Origin of the sequence: Dyella lutea (genome assembly GCF_024158035.1) — a bacterium.
GTDB classification, from domain to species: Bacteria; Pseudomonadota; Gammaproteobacteria; order Xanthomonadales; family Rhodanobacteraceae; genus Dyella_A; species Dyella_A lutea.
On the sequence record NZ_JAMZEK010000001.1, the window covers coordinates 782147 to 799419 of the forward strand.

General features: G+C 70.5%; 13 protein-coding genes. 9 read left to right on the forward strand and 4 right to left on the reverse strand.

The window, feature by feature from the left end:
* Positions 1 to 10 precede the first annotated feature (10 nt).
* Genes tatB through NC595_RS03465 form a run of 3 tightly spaced genes read left to right on the forward strand, consistent with a single transcriptional unit; the run spans position 11 to position 1653 of the window.
* Positions 11 to 430, forward strand: a complete 420-nt coding sequence (gene tatB / locus NC595_RS03455; RefSeq protein WP_253564872.1) for a Sec-independent protein translocase protein TatB — start codon at positions 11 to 13, stop codon at positions 428 to 430.
* Complete coding sequence (gene tatC, locus NC595_RS03460) at positions 417 to 1181, forward strand: twin-arginine translocase subunit TatC (protein WP_063673761.1); 765 nt, start codon at positions 417 to 419, stop codon at positions 1179 to 1181. Before tatB ends, tatC begins: the two co-directional genes overlap by 14 nt.
* A gap of 4 nt (positions 1182 to 1185) precedes the next feature.
* Positions 1186 to 1653 (forward strand): cupin domain-containing protein, encoded by a 468-nt coding sequence (locus NC595_RS03465; protein WP_253564873.1) that lies wholly within the window; start codon positions 1186 to 1188, stop codon positions 1651 to 1653.
* A 10-nt stretch (positions 1654 to 1663) separates the two neighbouring features.
* On the opposite strand, the gene NC595_RS03470 is transcribed toward NC595_RS03465, so the two are convergent.
* Positions 1664 to 3010, reverse strand: coding sequence for a S41 family peptidase (locus NC595_RS03470; protein ID WP_253564874.1), 1347 nt, complete (start codon positions 3008 to 3010; stop codon positions 1664 to 1666).
* A gap of 121 nt (positions 3011 to 3131) precedes the next feature.
* A complete protein-coding gene (locus NC595_RS03475; protein ID WP_253564875.1) occupies positions 3132 to 4322 on the reverse strand; it encodes a murein hydrolase activator EnvC family protein in 1191 nt (396 codons plus the stop codon).
* Between the two features lie 237 nt (positions 4323 to 4559).
* Here NC595_RS03475 and gltB point away from each other — a divergent pair, with 237 nt between their 5' ends.
* Positions 4560 to 9005 carry a glutamate synthase large subunit gene (gltB, locus tag NC595_RS03480; RefSeq protein ID WP_253564876.1) on the forward strand — a complete coding sequence of 1482 codons (4446 nt, stop codon included), beginning with the start codon at positions 4560 to 4562 and terminating at the stop codon, positions 9003 to 9005.
* Positions 9002 to 10426 (forward strand): FAD-dependent oxidoreductase, encoded by a 1425-nt coding sequence (locus tag NC595_RS03485; protein ID WP_253564877.1) that lies wholly within the window; start codon positions 9002 to 9004, stop codon positions 10424 to 10426. Before gltB ends, NC595_RS03485 begins: the two co-directional genes overlap by 4 nt.
* A 16-nt stretch (positions 10427 to 10442) precedes the next feature.
* Here the strand turns inward: NC595_RS03485 and NC595_RS03490 are convergent, their stop codons facing one another.
* Positions 10443 to 11207: a class I SAM-dependent methyltransferase gene (locus NC595_RS03490; protein WP_253564878.1), complete on the reverse strand. Its 765-nt coding sequence runs from the start codon at positions 11205 to 11207 to the stop codon at positions 10443 to 10445.
* 76 nt (positions 11208 to 11283) lie between these two features.
* On the opposite strand from NC595_RS03490, the gene NC595_RS03495 reads away from it, so the two are divergent.
* A complete protein-coding gene (locus tag NC595_RS03495; RefSeq protein WP_253564879.1) occupies positions 11284 to 12084 on the forward strand; it encodes a helix-turn-helix transcriptional regulator in 801 nt (266 codons plus the stop codon).
* On the opposite strand, the gene NC595_RS03500 is transcribed toward NC595_RS03495, so the two are convergent.
* The gene (locus tag NC595_RS03500) at positions 12081 to 13448 is read right to left on the reverse strand and encodes a hypothetical protein (RefSeq protein WP_253564880.1); all 1368 of its coding nucleotides are present in this window, start codon (positions 13446 to 13448) and stop codon (positions 12081 to 12083) included. The two genes, NC595_RS03495 and NC595_RS03500, sit on opposite strands and share 4 nt — an antisense overlap.
* Positions 13449 to 13606: 158 nt before the next feature.
* Here NC595_RS03500 and NC595_RS03505 point away from each other — a divergent pair, with 158 nt between their 5' ends.
* From NC595_RS03505 to ligB, 3 genes are all read left to right on the forward strand, one after another.
* Positions 13607 to 14479, forward strand: coding sequence for a methylglyoxal synthase (locus NC595_RS03505; protein ID WP_253564881.1), 873 nt, complete (start codon positions 13607 to 13609; stop codon positions 14477 to 14479).
* Between the two features lie 189 nt (positions 14480 to 14668).
* Entirely contained in the window at positions 14669 to 15433 is a 765-nt protein-coding gene (locus NC595_RS03510) for an NRDE family protein (protein WP_253564882.1), read from the forward strand.
* Between the two features lie 143 nt (positions 15434 to 15576).
* Positions 15577 to 17271 carry an NAD-dependent DNA ligase LigB gene (gene ligB / locus NC595_RS03515; RefSeq protein ID WP_253564883.1) on the forward strand — a complete coding sequence of 565 codons (1695 nt, stop codon included), beginning with the start codon at positions 15577 to 15579 and terminating at the stop codon, positions 17269 to 17271.
* The last annotated feature ends 2 nt before the right edge of the window (positions 17272 to 17273 follow it).

The following is a 17273-nucleotide window of genomic DNA, read 5'->3' on the forward strand; positions in this document are numbered from 1 at the left end:
GCGTGCAGCCATGATCGAGATCAGCTTCGGCAAGCTGCTGCTGCTGGCCGTCATCGCGTTGATCGTGCTCGGACCGGAGAAGCTGCCGGTGGCCGCGCGTACCGCCGGCACCCTGCTGCGCCGGCTTCGGTCCGGCTGGGACAGTGTGCGCGCCGAGGTCGAGCGCGAGCTGCAGGTGGAGGAGATCCGCCGTGCCGCCCGCGAAGCCGCGGCGCAGGCCGAGGCCGCCCAGGCCCGGCTCAATGAAGTGCAGTCGAAGGTCGACGAGGCCGCGCGCCAGGCCGGGAAGGTCGCCGCGCCGGACGTCTCGACGCTGGCCGATGCTCCGGTCGCGTCCCCCGCGCCGGACGAGCCGGCGCTGATGACCGGCAAGCCCAAGGACGACCCGTCCACTCCGCCGCAGGACGAGGTGCCGCGTGGCCAAGGCTGACGAATCGATCGATCTCGAACAGGGGCTGTTCTCGCACCTGCTGGAGCTGCGTTCGCGCATCGTGCGCGCCAGCGTCACCGTACTGCTGGTGCTGCTGGCGCTGGTGCCGGTGGCCAACCATCTTTACACCGAGCTGGCCGCGCCGCTGGTCGCGCGCCTGCCGCACGGCGCCCACCTGATCGCCACCGAGGTGGCCAGCCCGTTCGTGACGCCGTTGAAGCTGGCGTTCTATGCGGCGCTGTTCATCTCGATGCCGATGATCCTGTACCAGTTGTGGGCTTTCGTCAGCCCGGGGCTGTACAAGCACGAGAAGCGGCTGGCGCGTCCGCTGCTGGGCGCCGCGCTGGTGCTGTTCTACATGGGCTGCGCGTTCGCCTATTTCCTGGTGCTGCCGGCGGCGTTCCGCTTCCTCGCCGCGGTGACGCCCGAGGGCGTGGAGATGATGACCGACATCAGCCACTACCTCGATTTCGTGATGCTGATGTTCTTCGCCTTCGGCCTCTGTTTCGAGGTGCCGGTGGCGGTGGTGATCCTCGCCGCGATCGGCCTGGTGAGCCTGGACAAGCTGCGCAGCGGACGCCGTTACGCGATCGTCGGTGCCTTCGCCGTCGCCGCCTTCATTACGCCGCCGGACATCACCTCAATGATCATGCTGGCCGTGCCGATGTGCCTGCTCTACGAGCTGGGTATCCTGGCGGTGGCCTGGCTGCTCAAGCCGCAGCCGAAGGCGCCGGCGGACAAGGCGGCCTGATCGCATGCATCCGCGTGCGGCGCAGCTGATCGGGCAGCTCGCGCTCGGGCCGCATGTCGAGGGCGGGCATTTCCGCCGCATCCACACTGCCGCCGCGTCCGCCGGCGAGCGGCCACCGCTCAGCGCGATCCAGTTCCTGCTGGCGGCAGGCGAGCAGAGCGCCTGGCATCGGGTGGATGCCCACGAGGCCTGGCATTTCGTCGAGGGTGATCCGCTGGAGCTGCTGGTCTATCACCCTGCGGAGGACCGGCTCGAATGCCTCTGGCTCGGCCCGCTCGGGCACGAGCACGGCGTCGCCGGGCCCCTCCACGTGGTGCCTGCGGGGGCCTGGCAGGCGGCCCGGACGCGGGGCGATTACACGCTGTGCACCTGCCTGGTGGCGCCGGCGTTCGAGTTCACCGGCTTCACCCTGCTCGACGATCCCGCGCTGGCCGCACGGCTGGGCGAGCTGGCGCCGCAGATCCGGCGTTGACCGGCCGCCCTCAGCGCGACGCGGGCGAGGCGGCCGGACGATTCAGTGCCAGGCCCTTGAGCACGTTCATCGCCTGCGACAGGGCGTAGTCCTTGGTCGCCAGCTTGGCGTTCTCGGCGCTGCCGTCGTTGTTGATGTCCTTGCCGTTGCTGCCGTCCTCGTTCGCCAGGTGGTGGCTGAGGTCCGCCTCGGAGCTGATCAGCTGCGGCGCGCTGTCGGCCTTGCGCACGGTGAGGTCGGCCAGTGCGATGTCCGGCTTGATCCCCTCGGCCTGGATCGAGGTGCCGTTGGGTGTGTAGTAGCGCGCCGTGGTGATCTTCACCGCGTGGGTGGCATCCAGCGGCAGCACGGTCTGCACCACGCCCTTGCCGAAGGTACGGCGCCCGACGACCAGGGCGCGGTGGTTGTCCTTCAGGGCGCCGGAAACGATCTCGGCGGCCGAGGCGGTGCCGTTGTCCACCAGCAGCACCAGCGGCGCGCCGTCGAGCAGGTCGCCCGGGTGGGCGCTGAAGTTCATGTTGGCGTCGGCCAGTCGCCCCCGGGTGGTGACGATGGTGCCGGAGTTCAGGAAATCGTCGCTGACCGCCACCGCCGAGGTGAGCAGGCCGCCCGGGTTGGAGCGCAGATCGAGGATCGCGCCCTTCGGCTGGCCGTGCTTGGCGATCAGCTCGCCGAGCTTCTTCTCCAGGTCGGGCGCGGTGTCCTCCTGGAACTGGCTGATGCGGATGTAGGCGTAGCCGGGCTCGATCTCGCGGACCCGGACGCTGGGCACCGAGATCTTCTCGCGCACCAGCGGCAGGTCGACCAGCTTGTCGCTGTTTTCGTGGACGATGGTCAGGGTGATCCTGGTGCCCGGTGCGCCACGCAGGTCCTTGAACATCTTGTCGATGTTCTCGTCGGTGACCAGCTTGCCGTCGATCTTGACGATCACGTCGCCCGGCTTGATCCCGGCGCGCGACGCCGGGGTGTCGTCGATCGGCGCGACGATGCGCAGCGTATCGCCATCCTCGATCACCTCGATGCCCAGGCCGCTGTAGGCGCCGGTGGTGTCTTCGTTGAGCTCGGCGAGGCCTTCCTTGTCCAGGTACTCGCTGTGCGGGTCGAGGCCGGCCAGCATGCCGGTGATCGCCGCCTTCATCAGCGTCTTGTTGTCCACCTTCTCCACGTAGGCCTGGCGCACCACCTCGTACACCCGGCTGAAGTTGCGGATGTCCTCGAGATCGACCGGGTCGCTCCCCGCTGCCGAGCTGGCCGCGGCGGGCGCATCGCTGCTGGCGGCCGCGGCAGGGGCGGCCTGGCCCCAGGCGGTCGGGGCGAGCAGCAGCAGGGCGATCAGGCCGTAGGGGGAAACACGCATCGGGGGACTCCGGACTACCAGGCTTGGGGGCGCTTCGCGCACTCCCGATTGGACCACGAAAGCGGGGCGGAAATTCCGTCGCACGTCGCGCTCGCCAGCCTGCGCGCTGGCTGGCGCGGCGTCAACGATGGCGGGCCAGCCAGCTGCGCGGGTCGACCGGCTTGTTGGCGTGTCGCAGCTCGAAGTAGGCCCCGGTGTTGACGCCGGTCGGTGCCATCGCCGTGCCGACCGCTTCGCCGGCCTCCACGGTCTCGCCGACCCGGTGCAGCAGCGCTTCGTTGTTGCCGTACATGCTCATCCAGCCGCCGCCATGGTCGAGGATCACCAGCATGCCGTAGCCGCGAAGGAAGTTGGCGTAGACCACCCGCCCCTTCGCCACCGCATGCACCTCGCTGCCGCCCGGGGCGCGGATCAGCACGCCATTGCCGTAGCTGTGCACTTCGCCGGGCGCCGGCCAGGGCAGGCTGCCGCGGATGTTCGCCAGCACCGGCCCCTTGCCGCCACCTGGGCCGGCGTGCCCGCCACCGCGTCGCTCGGCCTCGCGTGCCGCCTTGTCGATGGCTGCCTGCAGCTTGTTCACCAGCGAGGTCAGGGAGCGCTCGTCCTGTTTCAGTGCGGCCAGCCGTTCGCCTTCGTTGCGGTAGGTGGCGTCGATGGCGTCGGCCAGTTTCTTCTGTTCGGCGCGGCGCGCACCCAGCGCCCTGGCCTGCTCGGCCTGCTGCGCGCGCGTGGCTTCCAGCGCCTGCTGTTCCTGCGTGATGGCGTCCTGCAGCGACTGCAGTTTGGCGAGGTCGGCCATCAACTGCTGCACGCGCTGCAGCCGGTCCTGCTGGAAATACTTCGAATAGGCCAGCGACCGGGCGATGCGTGCCACGTCCTCGTCGCCGAGCAGCAGGCGCAGGTCGGAGCCCTGGCCGAGCGCATAGGTGGCGCGCAGCAGTTCGGCGATCGCCTGCTTCTGCCGGTCGAGCTTGCCCTGCAGCTGGGATCGTTGCTCCTGCAACTGTTCGAGATCCTTTTGCCTGGTGGCGATCTTCTGCTCGGTGGCGCGGACCGCGCTCGCCGCCGCCGCCAGGGCGTGGGCCCGGCGGGCCAGCTCGGCGTTGATCCTGTCACGCTCGCCGGCGGTCTGCTCGCGGCTCTTGGTCAGCGCTTCCATGCGGCTGCGCACGTCATCCAGCCGTTGTTCTGCCTGGGCTTTTTCGGTCGCGCTCTGCCGGCTGGCGTGGGCCGGCGCAGACGGGGTGGGGAGCAGGAGGAGGCTGGCGAGCAGCGGCAGCAGGGGCAGGTGGCGTCGGGCGGCGTTGGGCATGTGGCCGATTATCACCGAGCACCATGACGGCGGCGAGCCGGCCGGGCCGGATCGATCCGGAACACCTTGCGCCTGGCGATCGCGTTTTTCCGTTTAGACGCCCAAATGCCTTTGACGCGGCGCGTCATTTGTGCGTACAGTCGGGGCGCACGTCTTGTCAATCACCTGCGGCGCGTGCGCCGCAGGCTTTGCTGTCTCCCACCGTTCCACCCGGCGAATCGAGAGAGGAAGGCACCCTTGCGACAACACACCACCCCGGGCCTGTACGACGCGAGTTTCGAACACGACAGCTGCGGCTTCGGCCTGGTGTCGAACGTGGACGGGCGCGCCAGCGCCTGGGTGGTGGATACGGCGTTCGAGGCGCTGGCCAAACTTTCCCATCGTGGCGGCGTGAATGCCGATGGTGTCAGCGGCGACGGCTGCGGCGTGCTGATCCACCGCCCGCAGCCGTGGCTGCGCGCGCTGGCCAAGTCGGCCGGCATCGCGCTGGGCGAGCGTTTCGCCGCCGGCGTGGTGTTCCTCGATCCGGCTGGCGGCGACGCCGCCGCGGTGCAGCTGGAGCGCAGCCTGCGCGAGGAAGGCGTGGAAACTGCCGGCTGGCGCGAGGTGGCGGTGGTGCAGGAGGCCTGTGGCCCGCTCGCTGCCGCGGCACAGCCGCGGGTGCGACAGATCTTCGTCGAGCCGGGCGAGGGCATGGCCGAGGAGGTGTTCGAACTGGCGCTGTTCCGGGCGCGCCGCCGTGCCGAACACGTACTGCGCCACGATGAGCATTTCTACGTGGTCACGCTGTCGGCCGACGTGGTCGGCTACAAGGCGATGGCCGCCCCCGGCAAGCTGCGCGAGGTGTATCCGGACCTGCAGCACTCGGCGCTGAGCTCCGACGCGGTGGTGTTCCATCAGCGCTTCTCCACCAACACCATGCCGCAGTGGCGGCTGGCGCAACCGTTCCGCCTGCTGGCACACAACGGCGAGATCAACACCATCCGCGCCAACCGCCGCTGGATGCAGGCGCGCGAGGCGATCCTGCGCTCGCCGCGGGTCGAACTCGGCGACATCGGCCCGCTGGTGCGCCAGACCGGCTCGGATTCCGAGAGCCTGGACAACGCGCTGGAGGTGCTGCTCGCCGGTGGGCTGGACCTGCTCGCCGCGATGCGCGTGCTGGTGCCGCCGGCATTCGCCGCGCGCGAGGGCATCGACGAGGACCTCGCCGCTTTCTACGAGTACTACGCGCTGCATTCCGAGCCGTGGGACGGCCCGGCCGGGCTGGTGATGTGCGACGGCCATTACGCCGCCTGTACGCTGGACCGCAACGGCCTGCGACCGGCGCGCTGGGCGCTGTCGGCCGACCACCACCTGATCGTCGCCTCCGAGGCGGGCCTGTGGGAGGTGCCGTCGTCGCAGGTGGTCGCCAAGGGCCGGCTGGCGCCGGGCGAGATGATCGCGGTGGACCTGAAGGCCCACCGCCTGCTGCGCGACGCGGACATCGACGCCATCAACCGCAGCCGCGCACCGTTCCGCGACTGGATCCGCGCCGGCGTCAGCTACCTGGAATCGGACCTGATCGACCCCTCGCTGGCCGCCGAACCGCTGCCGCCGGACGAACTGCACCGCTACCAGAAGCTGTACGGCCTGACCCGCGAAGAGCGCGAGTCGGTGCTCAAGGTGCTGGCCGACCTGGAAGCCGAAGCTACCGGCTCGATGGGCGACGACACGCCGATCGCGGCGATGTCGCGCCAGGTGCGTCCGCTGTTCGACCGCTTCCGCCAGGCCTTCGCCCAGGTCACCAACCCGCCGATCGACCCGCTGCGCGAGAAGCTGGTGATGTCGCTGGTGACCCAGCTCGGTCCGGAGGGCAATCCGTTCGAGCTGTCGGCGGAAAACGCCAGGCAGACGCTGATCAACTCGCCCATCCTCAGCCAGCGCAAGCTGCGCCAGCTGCTGGCACTGCCGCAGTACGCCGGCACGCCGCGTTTCGACCTGATGTACGCGCCGGAGGAGGGTCTGGAGCAGGCGCTGCGCCGGCTCTGCCGGGAGACTGCCCAGGCGGTGCGCGACGGCCACCAGCTGGTATTCCTCAGCGACCGCTACCCCGAGCGCGACAAGCTGCCGATCCACGCGCTGCTGGCCACCGGCGCGGTGCATGCGCACCTGATCGACGAAGGCCTGCGCTGCCAGTGCAACCTGATCGTGGAGACCGCCACCCCGCGCGACCCGCACCAGTTCGCCTGCCTGATCGGCTACGGCGCCACCGCGATCTACCCGTGGCTGGCCTACCAGAGCCTGTTCGAGCTGGGCCGCCAGGGCCACATCGACGCCGACCGCGCCGAGGTGGGCCGCAGCTATCGCCGCGGCATCCGCAAGGGCCTGTTGAAGATCCTCTCCAAGATGGGCATCTCGACCATCGCCGGCTACCGCGGCGCGCAGCTGTTCGAGATCGTCGGCCTGTCGCCGGAGGTGGTCGAGCTGTGCTTCCCCGGCACACCCTCGCGCATCGGCGGCGCCACCTTCGAGGACCTGGAGCACGACCAGCGCCTGCTGGCCGCCGAGGCCTGGGACGAGGCGCTGCCGCTGCGCGCCGGCGGCCTGTACAAGTACATCCACGGCGGCGAGTACCACATGTACAACCCCGACGTGATCGGCAGCCTGCAGCTGGCGGTGCGCACCGGCAACCATGACGACTACCGCGTCTACGCCGATCACGTCGATCGCCGCCCGCCCTCGGCACTGCGCGACCTGCTCGATCCGCAGCCGCTGGGTGAGGCGATCCCGCTGGACCAGGTCGAGCCGGTGGAGTCCATCCTCAAGCGCTTCGACTCGGCCGGCATGTCGCTCGGCGCGCTGTCGCCGGAGGCGCACGAGGCGCTGGCGATCGCGATGAACCGGCTCGGCGCGCGCTCCAACTCGGGCGAGGGTGGCGAGGACCCGGCGCGCTACGGCACCGAGAAGATGTCCAAGATCAAGCAGGTCGCCTCCGGCCGCTTCGGTGTCACCCCGCATTACCTGGTCAACGCCGAGGTGCTGCAGATCAAGGTGGCGCAGGGCGCCAAGCCCGGTGAGGGCGGCCAGCTGCCCGGCCACAAGGTCGACGCCACCATCGCCCGGCTGCGCTACGCCAAGCCCGGCATCGGCCTGATCTCGCCGCCGCCGCACCACGACATCTATTCGATCGAGGATCTCGCCGAACTGATCCACGACCTGAAGGAAGTGAACCCCGCGGCACTGGTATCGGTGAAGCTGGTGTCGCACGCCGGCGTCGGCACCGTCGCCGCGGGCGTGGTGAAGGCCGGTGCGGATCTCATCACCGTGTCCGGCCACGACGGCGGCACCGGCGCCAGCCCGCTGACCTCGATCAAGTACGCCGGCACGCCGTGGGAACTCGGCCTGGCCGAGACCCAGCAGACCCTGCGTCGCAACGAGCTGCGCGGCCGCGTGCGGCTGCAGACCGACGGCGGCCTGAAGACCGGCCTGGATGTGATCAAGGCGGCGATGCTCGGCGCGGAGAGTTTCGGCTTCGGCACCGGCCCGATGGTCGCGCTGGGCTGCAAGTACCTGCGCATTTGCCATCTCAACAACTGCGCCACCGGCGTGGCCACGCAGCATCCGGTGCTGCGCAAGGACCACTTCACCGGCCTGCCCGAGATGGTGATGAACTACTTCCGCTTCATTGCCGAGGATGTGCGCGCGCACCTGGCCCGGCTGGGCGCCCGCTCGCTGGACGAGCTGATTGGCCGCAGCGAAATGCTCCGGCAGGCCGAGGGCGCCACGCCGGTGCAGCACCGGCTCGATCTCAGCCCGCTCACCGATGGCCGCGGTCTGGGCGCCAGCGTCGACACGGCCTGCACGCTGCCGCGCAACCCGATGCGCGATCCCGCCGAACTGGCCGCGCGGATCAGCGCCGATGCGCACGAGGCGGTGCTGGCCCGTCGCGGCGGCACGTTCAGCTACCCCATCGCCAACACCGACCGGGCGATCGGCGCGCGGCTGTCCGGCGACGTGGCCCGCCTGTACGGCGACCACGGCATGGACGACCGGCCGATCATCCTCAAGCTCACCGGTGCGGCCGGTCAGAGCCTGGGCGCCTGGAATGCCGGCGGCGTGCACATCGAGCTGACCGGCGAGGCCAACGACGGCGTCGGCAAGGGCATGGCGGGAGGACGCATCATCGTGCGGCCGCCGGCCGACTCGCCGTTCGCCAGCCAGGACGCGGCGATCATCGGCAACACCTGCCTGTACGGCGCCACCGACGGCGAGCTGTTCGCCGCCGGCCGCGCCGGCGAGCGCTTCGCGGTGCGCAATTCCGGCGCGCTCGCCGTGGTGGAAGGCGCCGGCGACCATTGCTGCGAGTACATGACCGGCGGCATCGTCGCCGTGCTCGGCAAGGTCGGCCTGAACTTCGGCGCCGGCATGACCGGCGGCTTCGCCTACGTGCTCGACCTCGAGCGCGATTTCGTCGACTGCTACAACCACGAGCTGGTCGACATCCTGCGCATCTCGCCGGAGGGCATGGAGCACTACATGCAGCACCTGCGCGGGCTGGTGATGCACCACGTGGAATACACCGGCAGCGCCTGGGGGAGGCAGATCCTGCGCGACTTCCGCGGCCTGCAGTACAAGTTCTGGCTGGTCAAGCCGAAGGCCGCGAGCCTGGCGGCGCTGGCGGACGAGCTGAGGAGCGCCGCATGACCGACAAGACCTTCCAGTTCCTCAACCTGCCGCGCCAGCCGCCGCGCACCGTGCCGGTCAACGTGCGCGTGCTCGGCTACGGCGAGATCGCCGGCGGCTTCGAGCCGGGCCAGGCCGACAGCCAGGCCGGGCGCTGCATCGACTGCGGCAACCCGTACTGCGAGCATGCCTGCCCGGTGCACAACTACATCCCGAACTGGCTGAAGCTGGTGCAGGACGGCCGCATCATGGAAGCGGCCACGCTGATGCACGAGACCAACCCGCTGCCGGAGATCTGCGGTCGCATCTGCCCGCAGGACCGCCTGTGCGAAGGCGCCTGCACGCTGGAGCAGACCGCATTCGGCGCGGTCACCATCGGCAGCATCGAGCGCTGGGTCACCGACGAGGCGCTGCGCCAGGGCTGGCGCCCGGACCTGAGCCACGTGCGCGAGACCGGCCAGCGCGTCGCCATCGTCGGCGCAGGCCCGGCCGGCCTGGCCTGCGCTGATCGCCTGCGCCGCGCCGGCATCGCCGCCGACGTGTACGACCGGCAGAGCGAGATCGGCGGCCTGCTGACCTTCGGCATCCCGCCGTTCAAGCTGGAGAAGGACGTGGTCCGGATCCGCCGCACGGTGCTGGAGGAAATGGGCGTGCGCTTCTTCCTCAACAAGGAAGTGGGCCGCGACATCGGGTTCGGCCAGTTGCTGGACGACTACGACGCGGTGTTCGTCGGCACCGGCGCCTACACCTTCGTCGACGGCGAGCTGCCGGGCCGCCAGCTGCACGGCGTGCACGACGCGCTGCCGTTCCTGATTGCCAACACCGAGCGCCTGCTGCGCGACGAGCCCTCGCCGATCGACCTCAACGGCAAGCGCGTGGTGGTGCTCGGCGGGGGCGACACCGGCATGGACTGCGTGCGTACCGCCGTGCGCCTCGGCGCGTCCGCGGTGAGCTGCGTCTACCGCCGCGACGAGGCGAGCATGCCCGGCTCGGCGCGCGAGGTGAAACACGCGCGCGAGGAAGGGGTGGAGTTCGTGTTCCAGCGCCAGCCGCTGGAGATCCTCGACGACGGCGCCGGCCACGTGCGCGGCGTGCGGGTAATCACCACCGAACTGGTGGCCGACGGCCACGGCCGCCCGCGTCCGCAGAACGTGCCGGGCAGCGAGACCGAGATCGCCGCCGACGTGGTGATCCAGTCGTTCGGCTTCCTGCCCAGTCCGCCGGACTGGCTGAAGGCGCACGGCGTCACCCTGCAGCGCAACGGCCGCGTGATCACCGGCGCCGATGGCGCGCTGCCGCTGCAGACCGCGAACAGGCAGATCTTCGCCGGCGGCGACAACGTGCGCGGCGCCGACCTGGTGGTGCGCGCGGTGTACGACGGTCGCGAGGCCGCCGTCTCGATCGCGCGGATGCTGGCCCAGGCCAGCGTCGCCGCCGCCTGAACCGGTCGCGCAGCGGTTACACCGCGTGCGCGACCAGGGTCACCGTGTCCAGCGTGAACGCCCCGTCCGCGGCGATCGCGAAATGCTCGCGCACCGCCGCTGGGGCGATCTGCTGCAACTGGCGGATCGCCGTCACCTGGGCGGCCGGCGTGCGTGTGCGAGCTGTCCATTCGCCGAAGTCGGGCAGCGGCAGCCGTCGCGGCGTGAGGCTGTGAATCGCGAAGCCGGCCCGGGCCAGCGCGGCGGTCCACTCGGACACCCGGTAGTTGCGCACGTGCGACACGTCGCGCAGCAGTTCGAGCGTTTGCAGCCAGCTGTCCAGCAGCGCCGGCTCGGGCGACACCACGTCGATGAACAAGGCCAGGCCATCGGACGCCAGCACGCGACGAGCTTCGCGCAGGCCGGCGTCGCGGTCCTGCCAGTGGTGGGTGGTGAAGCGGGCGACCAGGGCATCGAAGGCGCCGTCGGCGAACGGCAGCCGTTCGGCCACGGCGTGCTGCACCGCGATGTTGGCCAGGCCGCGTTCGCGGGCGCCGGCCTGCACCGCATCGAGCATGCTCGGCGTCGGATCGCAGGCGGTGACCGCAGCCACCAGCGGCGCGACGCGATAGCTGACATGGCCGCCACCACAGCCCAGGTCGAGCAGCCGCTGCGGCCGGTGTTCGCGCAGCAGCGCCTCGACCTGGTCGAGGTCGGCGCCGCCGGCGTGCACGGCGCTGGTCACGTAGTCGTTGGCGCGTGGCGCGTACTGCTCGACGACGAAACGGGCATTCGGGTCCATCGCGATTCTCCTCGTGTGGGTCGGCGCGATTCTGCGTGTCGCCCGCAAGCGGTGTAAGTTGCGCGCTTATCCTGGTATGAACGCTACCCCTCACGACATCGACGGCGAACTGCGCCAGCGTCTGGCGCGTTTCCTGCGCGCGCGCCGCGAGGCTATGCCGCCACCGAGCGGCGTCGTCGGCCGGCGACGCACACCCGGCCTGCGGCGCGAGGAAGTGGCGCAGCACGCCGGCATCAGCACCACCTGGTACACCTGGCTCGAGCAGGGGCGCGACATCGCGCTGTCGGCCGAGGCGCTGGCGCGGCTGGCCGAGGTGCTGGCGCTGTCACCGGCCGAGCGCAGCTACCTGTTCGAGCTGGCGCGCCGGCGCGACCCGCATCGGCCCGACGGAGATGATCCGGCCGTGCCCACCACGCTGCTCGCCGCGGTGGAGGCGATGCCGATACCCGCCTACGTGCTGGACCGCTACTGGTGCCGGCGGGCATGGAATGCGGCGGCCGCCGAGCTGTTCGCACCCTGGGCCGCCAGCGGCGAGTCGAGCCTATTGCGCTACGTGTTCCTCGACCCCTCGGCGCGCGGTTTCATCGCCGACTGGGACACGCGCGCCAACCGCGTGGTGGCCGAATTCCGCGCCGATACGGCACTGCATCCGGACGACGTGGCAATGGCGTCGCTGGTGGATGCACTGTGCGCGTCGAGCCCGGACTTCGCCAAGCGCTGGCGTCGTCACGACGTGCTGGCACGCGAGGGCGGTCGTCGCGACTTCGTGCATCCCGGACGAGGTGCGCTGAGCTGCGAACAGCTCACCCTGGTCCCTGCCGGGCACAGCGACCACAAGCTGGTACTGCTGCTGCCGGAGGCCGGGCAAGCCGGCTAGCGATCGTCGGTTGACGCCGCCCGGGTGCCGTCGGTCACATGGATGGTCTGCTTCACCTGAGGCAAGCCGTCGCCTTCGGTGACGCGTAACCGATAGTCGCCAGGCCTCAGGTAGAGCTCGGCCTGGGTGGCGCCGCGCAGCGAACGCAGTCGGTCGTGCAACGGCAGCGGATCGGGCGGAGGCTCGAACAATATGCGGTCTGCAGCCACCGCATCGTCGCCCTCGCCTGCGTACAGCGCCTCGACCAGGCAGGGCCAGGTGTTGTCGCACAGGCGCTTGCCGTTGACGAACACATGCTTGCGCAGGCCGAGCAGGTTCAGCCAGGTCGGTCGTTCCCGCCGCATCTTCGCGGGCGGGAAGAACACGCTCACGTCGTACCCCGGGCGCAGCGACCATGCCTTGCCGTCCGGGTGGACGAACACGAAGGGCACGTCGGGAACCCGGCTCTTGACCACCGCGGTGTACCAGGGATGGTCGCTGTCCGGCTCCGGGTGGGGGATCATCATGGTCTGCTCGATCGACAGCGGCTCGATGCCGGTGATCGACTGGAAATACTCCGCCATGCTCTTGCCGCCCAGGTAGCGGCCGCTCTTCAGGATATGCGCGTAGCCGGCGTTCACCACCACGCGGGCATTGGGGTCCTTGCGAAAAATCCGCTCGTAGAGGTTGTGCGCTTGCGCCCGCTCGCGCGCATCGGGCGTACCGGGCTGGTCCGATTCGTAGGCCACCACCTTGAAGCCGAGCTGCAGCGCGCTGCGCACCATTTCGCCGTAGATCGGCTCGTTCACGTAGAAGCCGCTGTCCGCGGTGGGATAGCCGCGGGAGGCCAGATGCGCGTCGTCGTCGTAGAGCGTCTCCACCGCGAGATAGTCGAAACCCTCGCGCCGGAGTGCGGGCAGCATGGCCACGGTGAGCGTGCGGGTCAGCGGGATGTTGTGGGCCTCGTTGAAGAACACCGCCTGGCGCCCGTGCACGAGCGGCATCAGCGCCTGCGTCGCCGGCTCCGCCGTCCAGCCGCCGGACAGCGGCGAAGGCGCGTCCTCTTTCTGGGCCGGCTGCGCGATCGAATAGCTGATCGCCGCGTCCGGGTAGTCACCGACATAGGTCTGGAACCAGCTCAGGTACTGGCTGAAGATCACGTTGAACGCGCGATCCTCGGGCGACGCCCTGGCCGCGGCGTCCATCATCACGCGGTATTCGCCAAGCAGGTTCTTGCGCTGCATGGCCGACGCCATGATGCGTTCGGAGCGTTCGGCCGCAGCGACCTGTGCCTTGCGCCAGGCGTCGTCGTCCTGGGCGCGCAGTAGCGCCGGCGCCAGCACGAGGGCGGCTGCGAGTAAACCGGTGAACCGACTGCAACGCATGCGATCTCCTTCCGCCACGCTTTGCCAGGCAAGCGATATCGACGACCGGCTGGCCATGGTGTCGTCGCCTGACCGAGAATGCCACGTGAGGCCCGGCGCCGCGTATGCCGCTCGTCGCGGGTCCGCCGATCCACCACCGTTGCGAGGGGTAGTTCCGGATGCGCCTGGGCCTTGCCGCCAACCGTCTCCACCACAGCCACCGCGAGGCGGCGCTGTTCCGCTGGCTGCACGCCTGCGAGCGCGGCATCCGCGAGCTGGGAGTGGACCTGCACGCGGTCGGACGCACCTACGACGCGCTGGCCGGCGAGCGCATCCTGTTCGGCTACGAGGGCCTCAAGCGCTACCCCTACGGCCGCGCCGGCGGCCTGATGAAGCTGGTGGCCGAAGTGGTCGGGATGGGGCCGGAGCGCACGCTCGACGGGGCGATCTACCTGATCGACCCGGTCGATCCGTCCTCGATCTTCCCCGAGGCGGTGGCGCTCAAGCGCCAGTGCGTGATCCACGGCAAGCCGTTCATCTCCACCGTGGCCTCGGCGCGCGACTGGATCGAGATGGAGCGCGTGCACGCGGGCCTGCCGGCCGACCCCGGCGCCGACGCGCTGTACGCGCTGGAGTCCCAGACCCTGGCGCTGATCGCCCACGATGCGATGAAGCCGCAGATGCTGGCCTTCGCCGCCGAGCAGTTCGACGTGCTCTCGCGCTTCGCCGGTCGCGTGGCCACCGGCACCACCGGCCAGCGCCTCAACGAACTGGCCTGGAGCCGCGGTTGGCCGACCGACCGCGAGTGGGCGCAGCGCTTCCAGAGCGGCCCGATGGGCGGTGATGCGCAGATCGCCGACCTGGTGCTGGAGCACCGCTGCCAGCGCGCGATCTTCTTCGAGGACCCGCACGTGCCGCGCCAGCACGAGGCCGACATCCAACTGCTCGAGCGCGCGGTCACCACGGTAACCGACGAGGCCGTATGCATGACCACGCCGAGGGTCGCGGCGCGCTGGGCGGAGGCGGCAAGGCGCAGGGCGAGAAGTGAGTGAAGGGGAGCGAGAAGCGAGAGGTGAAAAGCAAATGCCGCGAGTGCTGTCCGGCGTGTCGCGCTGTGCGCAGCGTAGAACGCTTCTCCGAGTGATAGACAACGCGCCCGCCGAGCCCGGGCATGCGCGGTTATGCCCGTCACCCCGTACCTTAGTTCTCACTCCTCACTCCTCTTCACTCACTCCTCGCTCATGTGCCTGATCGGTTTCGCCTGGAACGTCCATCCCCGCTGGCGGCTGGTGCTCGCCGGCAATCGTGACGAGTTCCACCCGCGGCCTGCCGCGCCGCTGGCACGCTGGCCGGATACGACGATGGCCGCCGGCCGCGATCTGGAGGCGGGAGGCACCTGGCTCGGGGTGACCGATGACGGTCGCTGCGCGGTGGTGACCAACGTGCGCGATCCGCGCGATCCGCAACTGGGTCGATCGCGCGGCCTGCTGGCGCTGGACTACCTCACCGGCGGAGACGACGCGGTGGTGCATGCCGCGCACCTGCATGCCGACGCGGCACACTACCGGCCGTTCAACCTGCTCACCTTCGACGCGCAGGCTGGGTTCTACCTCGGCAACCGGCCCGAGCCGCGCGTGCAGGCGGTCACGCCGGGTGTGCATGGCCTGTCCAATGCCGACTTCAACACCCCGTGGCCGAAGACCCGTGCGCTGATGGCGCGCATCGAGGCGTGGCTGGCGCACGATGCGCAGGAGGTCGAGCCCCTGTTCGCCGCGCTGGCCGACGAGCATCAGGCTCCGGACGATCTCCTGCCCGATACGGGGATCGGACTGGAGCGCGAACGCTGGCTGTCCTCGGCCTTCATCCGCGGCGAGCGCTATGGCACGCGGGCCAGCACGGTGGTGCTGATCGGCCATGACGGCGCGGGCACCATCGTCGAGCGTCGCTTCGGGCCGTACGGTCGCGATGACGGTCGGACGACGCTGCACTTCGGGCCGGGCGGTTGACCGGCACGGTCGACGGCCGCAACCGGCTTCAGGGATCTGCCGGCACCCACAGCGATCCACCGGTCCGCCGGCTGCCGTGGGTCGGTAACCGCGACTAGGGTGGTCGGTGACCGGCGGATGGAACGCGCCGGCGGAGAGCAGCGATGCGATGGACAGCAAAACCGGCCGGCAGCGTGCTGCTGGCCCTGGCATGGATGACGAATGGCGCGGCGCAGGCCGGTTGCCCGGCGTGGCCGCCCGCGCGCGCCCGGCAGGAGCTGCTTGGGCTGCGCGACCGGCTGGCCGCCTGGAACCACGCCTATCGGGTGGACGGCAGGTCGCCGGTCAGCGATGCGGTCTACGACCAGTCGCTGGCACAGTACCGTGCCTGGCGTGACTGCTTCCCGTCGCAGGCACCGGCCGAACTGCCGCACCTGGCCGACGCCAGTGGCCGGGTACGTGCGCCGGTGGTGCAGACCGGGCTGGCCAAGCTGCCCGATGCGGCAGCGGTGCGGGCATGGATGGCTGCACGTGGCGGCCGCGATCTTTGGATTCAGCCGAAGGCCGACGGCGTGGCCGTCACACTGCTCTACGAGCACGGCAAACTGCGCGAGGCAGTGAGCCGCGGTGACGGTACGCGCGGCTCGGACTGGACCGCCGCGGCGCGCCGCATCGCCGCCGTGCCGGACTTCCTGCCGAACGCCCCGCCGCGGGTGGTGCTGCAGGGCGAACTGGTGTGGCATCTGCCCGGGCACGTGCAGGCGCGCGATGGCGGTGACAACGCACGCTCGCGGGTCGCGGGCGCGTTGGCGAGAACCACTCTGGACGATGCCACTGCGGCGCACATCGGTTTGTTCGTCTGGGACTGGCCGAGTGGCCCGTCCGCCATGCGCGATCGCCTCGCCGGCCTGCGTGCGATGGGGCTGACCGCCAGTGCCGCACTGACCGAGCCGGTCGCGAATCTCGCCGAGGCTACCGCCTGGCGCGAGCGTTGGTACCGGCAGGGGCTGCCGTTCGCCGCGGACGGGGTGGTGCTGCGGCAGGGGACCCGGCCGGCCGCCGGTACCTGGAAGGCCGCGCCGCCGGACTGGGCCGTGGCCTGGAAGTACCCCGCCGCGCAGGCGCTCGCCACGGTGCGGGCGGTGGAGTTCCGCACCGGCCGCAGCGGACGGGTGAGTGTGGTGCTGGTGCTCGATCCGGTGCAGCTGGGCGATCACCGGGTGCGACGGGTGAGTGCCGGCTCGCTGGCCCGCTGGCGGCGACTGGACGTACGTCCCGGCGATCGCGTCGGTCTCTCGCTGGCCGGCCTGACCATCCCCCGGCTCGACGGCGTGGCCTGGCATCCGGCGCGGCGCGGACCATTGCCGCAGCCGCCCGCGCGGCACGGACCGATGGACTGCTGGCGGTACACCCGTGACTGCCAGGCGCAGTTCCTCGCCCGGCTGGACTGGCTGGGTGGGCACCACGGGCTGGACCTCGACGGGGTGGGCGAGGGCACCTGGCAGCGCCTGCTGGATGCCGGCAAGTTGAACGGATTGCTGGACTGGCTGGCACTGGATGCGGCCGAGCTGGCGCAGGTCGACGGCATCGGGCCGGCCCGTGCCGTCGCCATCGCTAGCTCGTTCGCCGTGGCTCGCCGGGCCGGATTCCAGCGCTGGCTGGCAGCGCTGGCGCCACCGCCGATGGGCGACGCGTCCGCTCCGGACTGGGCCACGCTGGTATCGCGCAGCGAGGCCCAGTGGCAGGCGCAGCCCCGAATAGGCGCCGTCCGCGCGCATCGCCTGCACGCCTTCTTCCGGCATCCCGAGGTGATGGCACTGGCTGCCCGCCTGCACGAGGTTGGCGTGGCCGGCTTCTGACC

What these genes read in the sequence shown, in the direction of transcription:
- NC595_RS03500 (WP_253564880.1), bottom strand. Translation starts at nt 13,448, where the DNA reads ATGCGTTGCAGTCGGTTCACCGGTTTACTCGCAGCCGCCCTCGTGCTG.
- NC595_RS03495 (WP_253564879.1), top strand. Translation starts at nt 11,284, where the DNA reads ATGAACGCTACCCCTCACGACATCGACGGCGAACTGCGCCAGCGTCTG.
- NC595_RS03505 (WP_253564881.1), top strand. Translation starts at nt 13,607, where the DNA reads ATGCGCCTGGGCCTTGCCGCCAACCGTCTCCACCACAGCCACCGCGAG.
- tatB (WP_253564872.1), top strand. Translation starts at nt 11, where the DNA reads ATGATCGAGATCAGCTTCGGCAAGCTGCTGCTGCTGGCCGTCATCGCG.
- NC595_RS03510 (WP_253564882.1), top strand. Translation starts at nt 14,669, where the DNA reads ATGTGCCTGATCGGTTTCGCCTGGAACGTCCATCCCCGCTGGCGGCTG.
- NC595_RS03465 (WP_253564873.1), top strand. Translation starts at nt 1,186, where the DNA reads ATGCATCCGCGTGCGGCGCAGCTGATCGGGCAGCTCGCGCTCGGGCCG.
- NC595_RS03490 (WP_253564878.1), bottom strand. Translation starts at nt 11,207, where the DNA reads ATGGACCCGAATGCCCGTTTCGTCGTCGAGCAGTACGCGCCACGCGCC.
- NC595_RS03485 (WP_253564877.1), top strand. Translation starts at nt 9,002, where the DNA reads ATGACCGACAAGACCTTCCAGTTCCTCAACCTGCCGCGCCAGCCGCCG.
- NC595_RS03470 (WP_253564874.1), bottom strand. Translation starts at nt 3,010, where the DNA reads ATGCGTGTTTCCCCCTACGGCCTGATCGCCCTGCTGCTGCTCGCCCCG.
- NC595_RS03475 (WP_253564875.1), bottom strand. Translation starts at nt 4,322, where the DNA reads ATGCCCAACGCCGCCCGACGCCACCTGCCCCTGCTGCCGCTGCTCGCC.
- ligB (WP_253564883.1), top strand. Translation starts at nt 15,577, where the DNA reads ATGCGATGGACAGCAAAACCGGCCGGCAGCGTGCTGCTGGCCCTGGCA.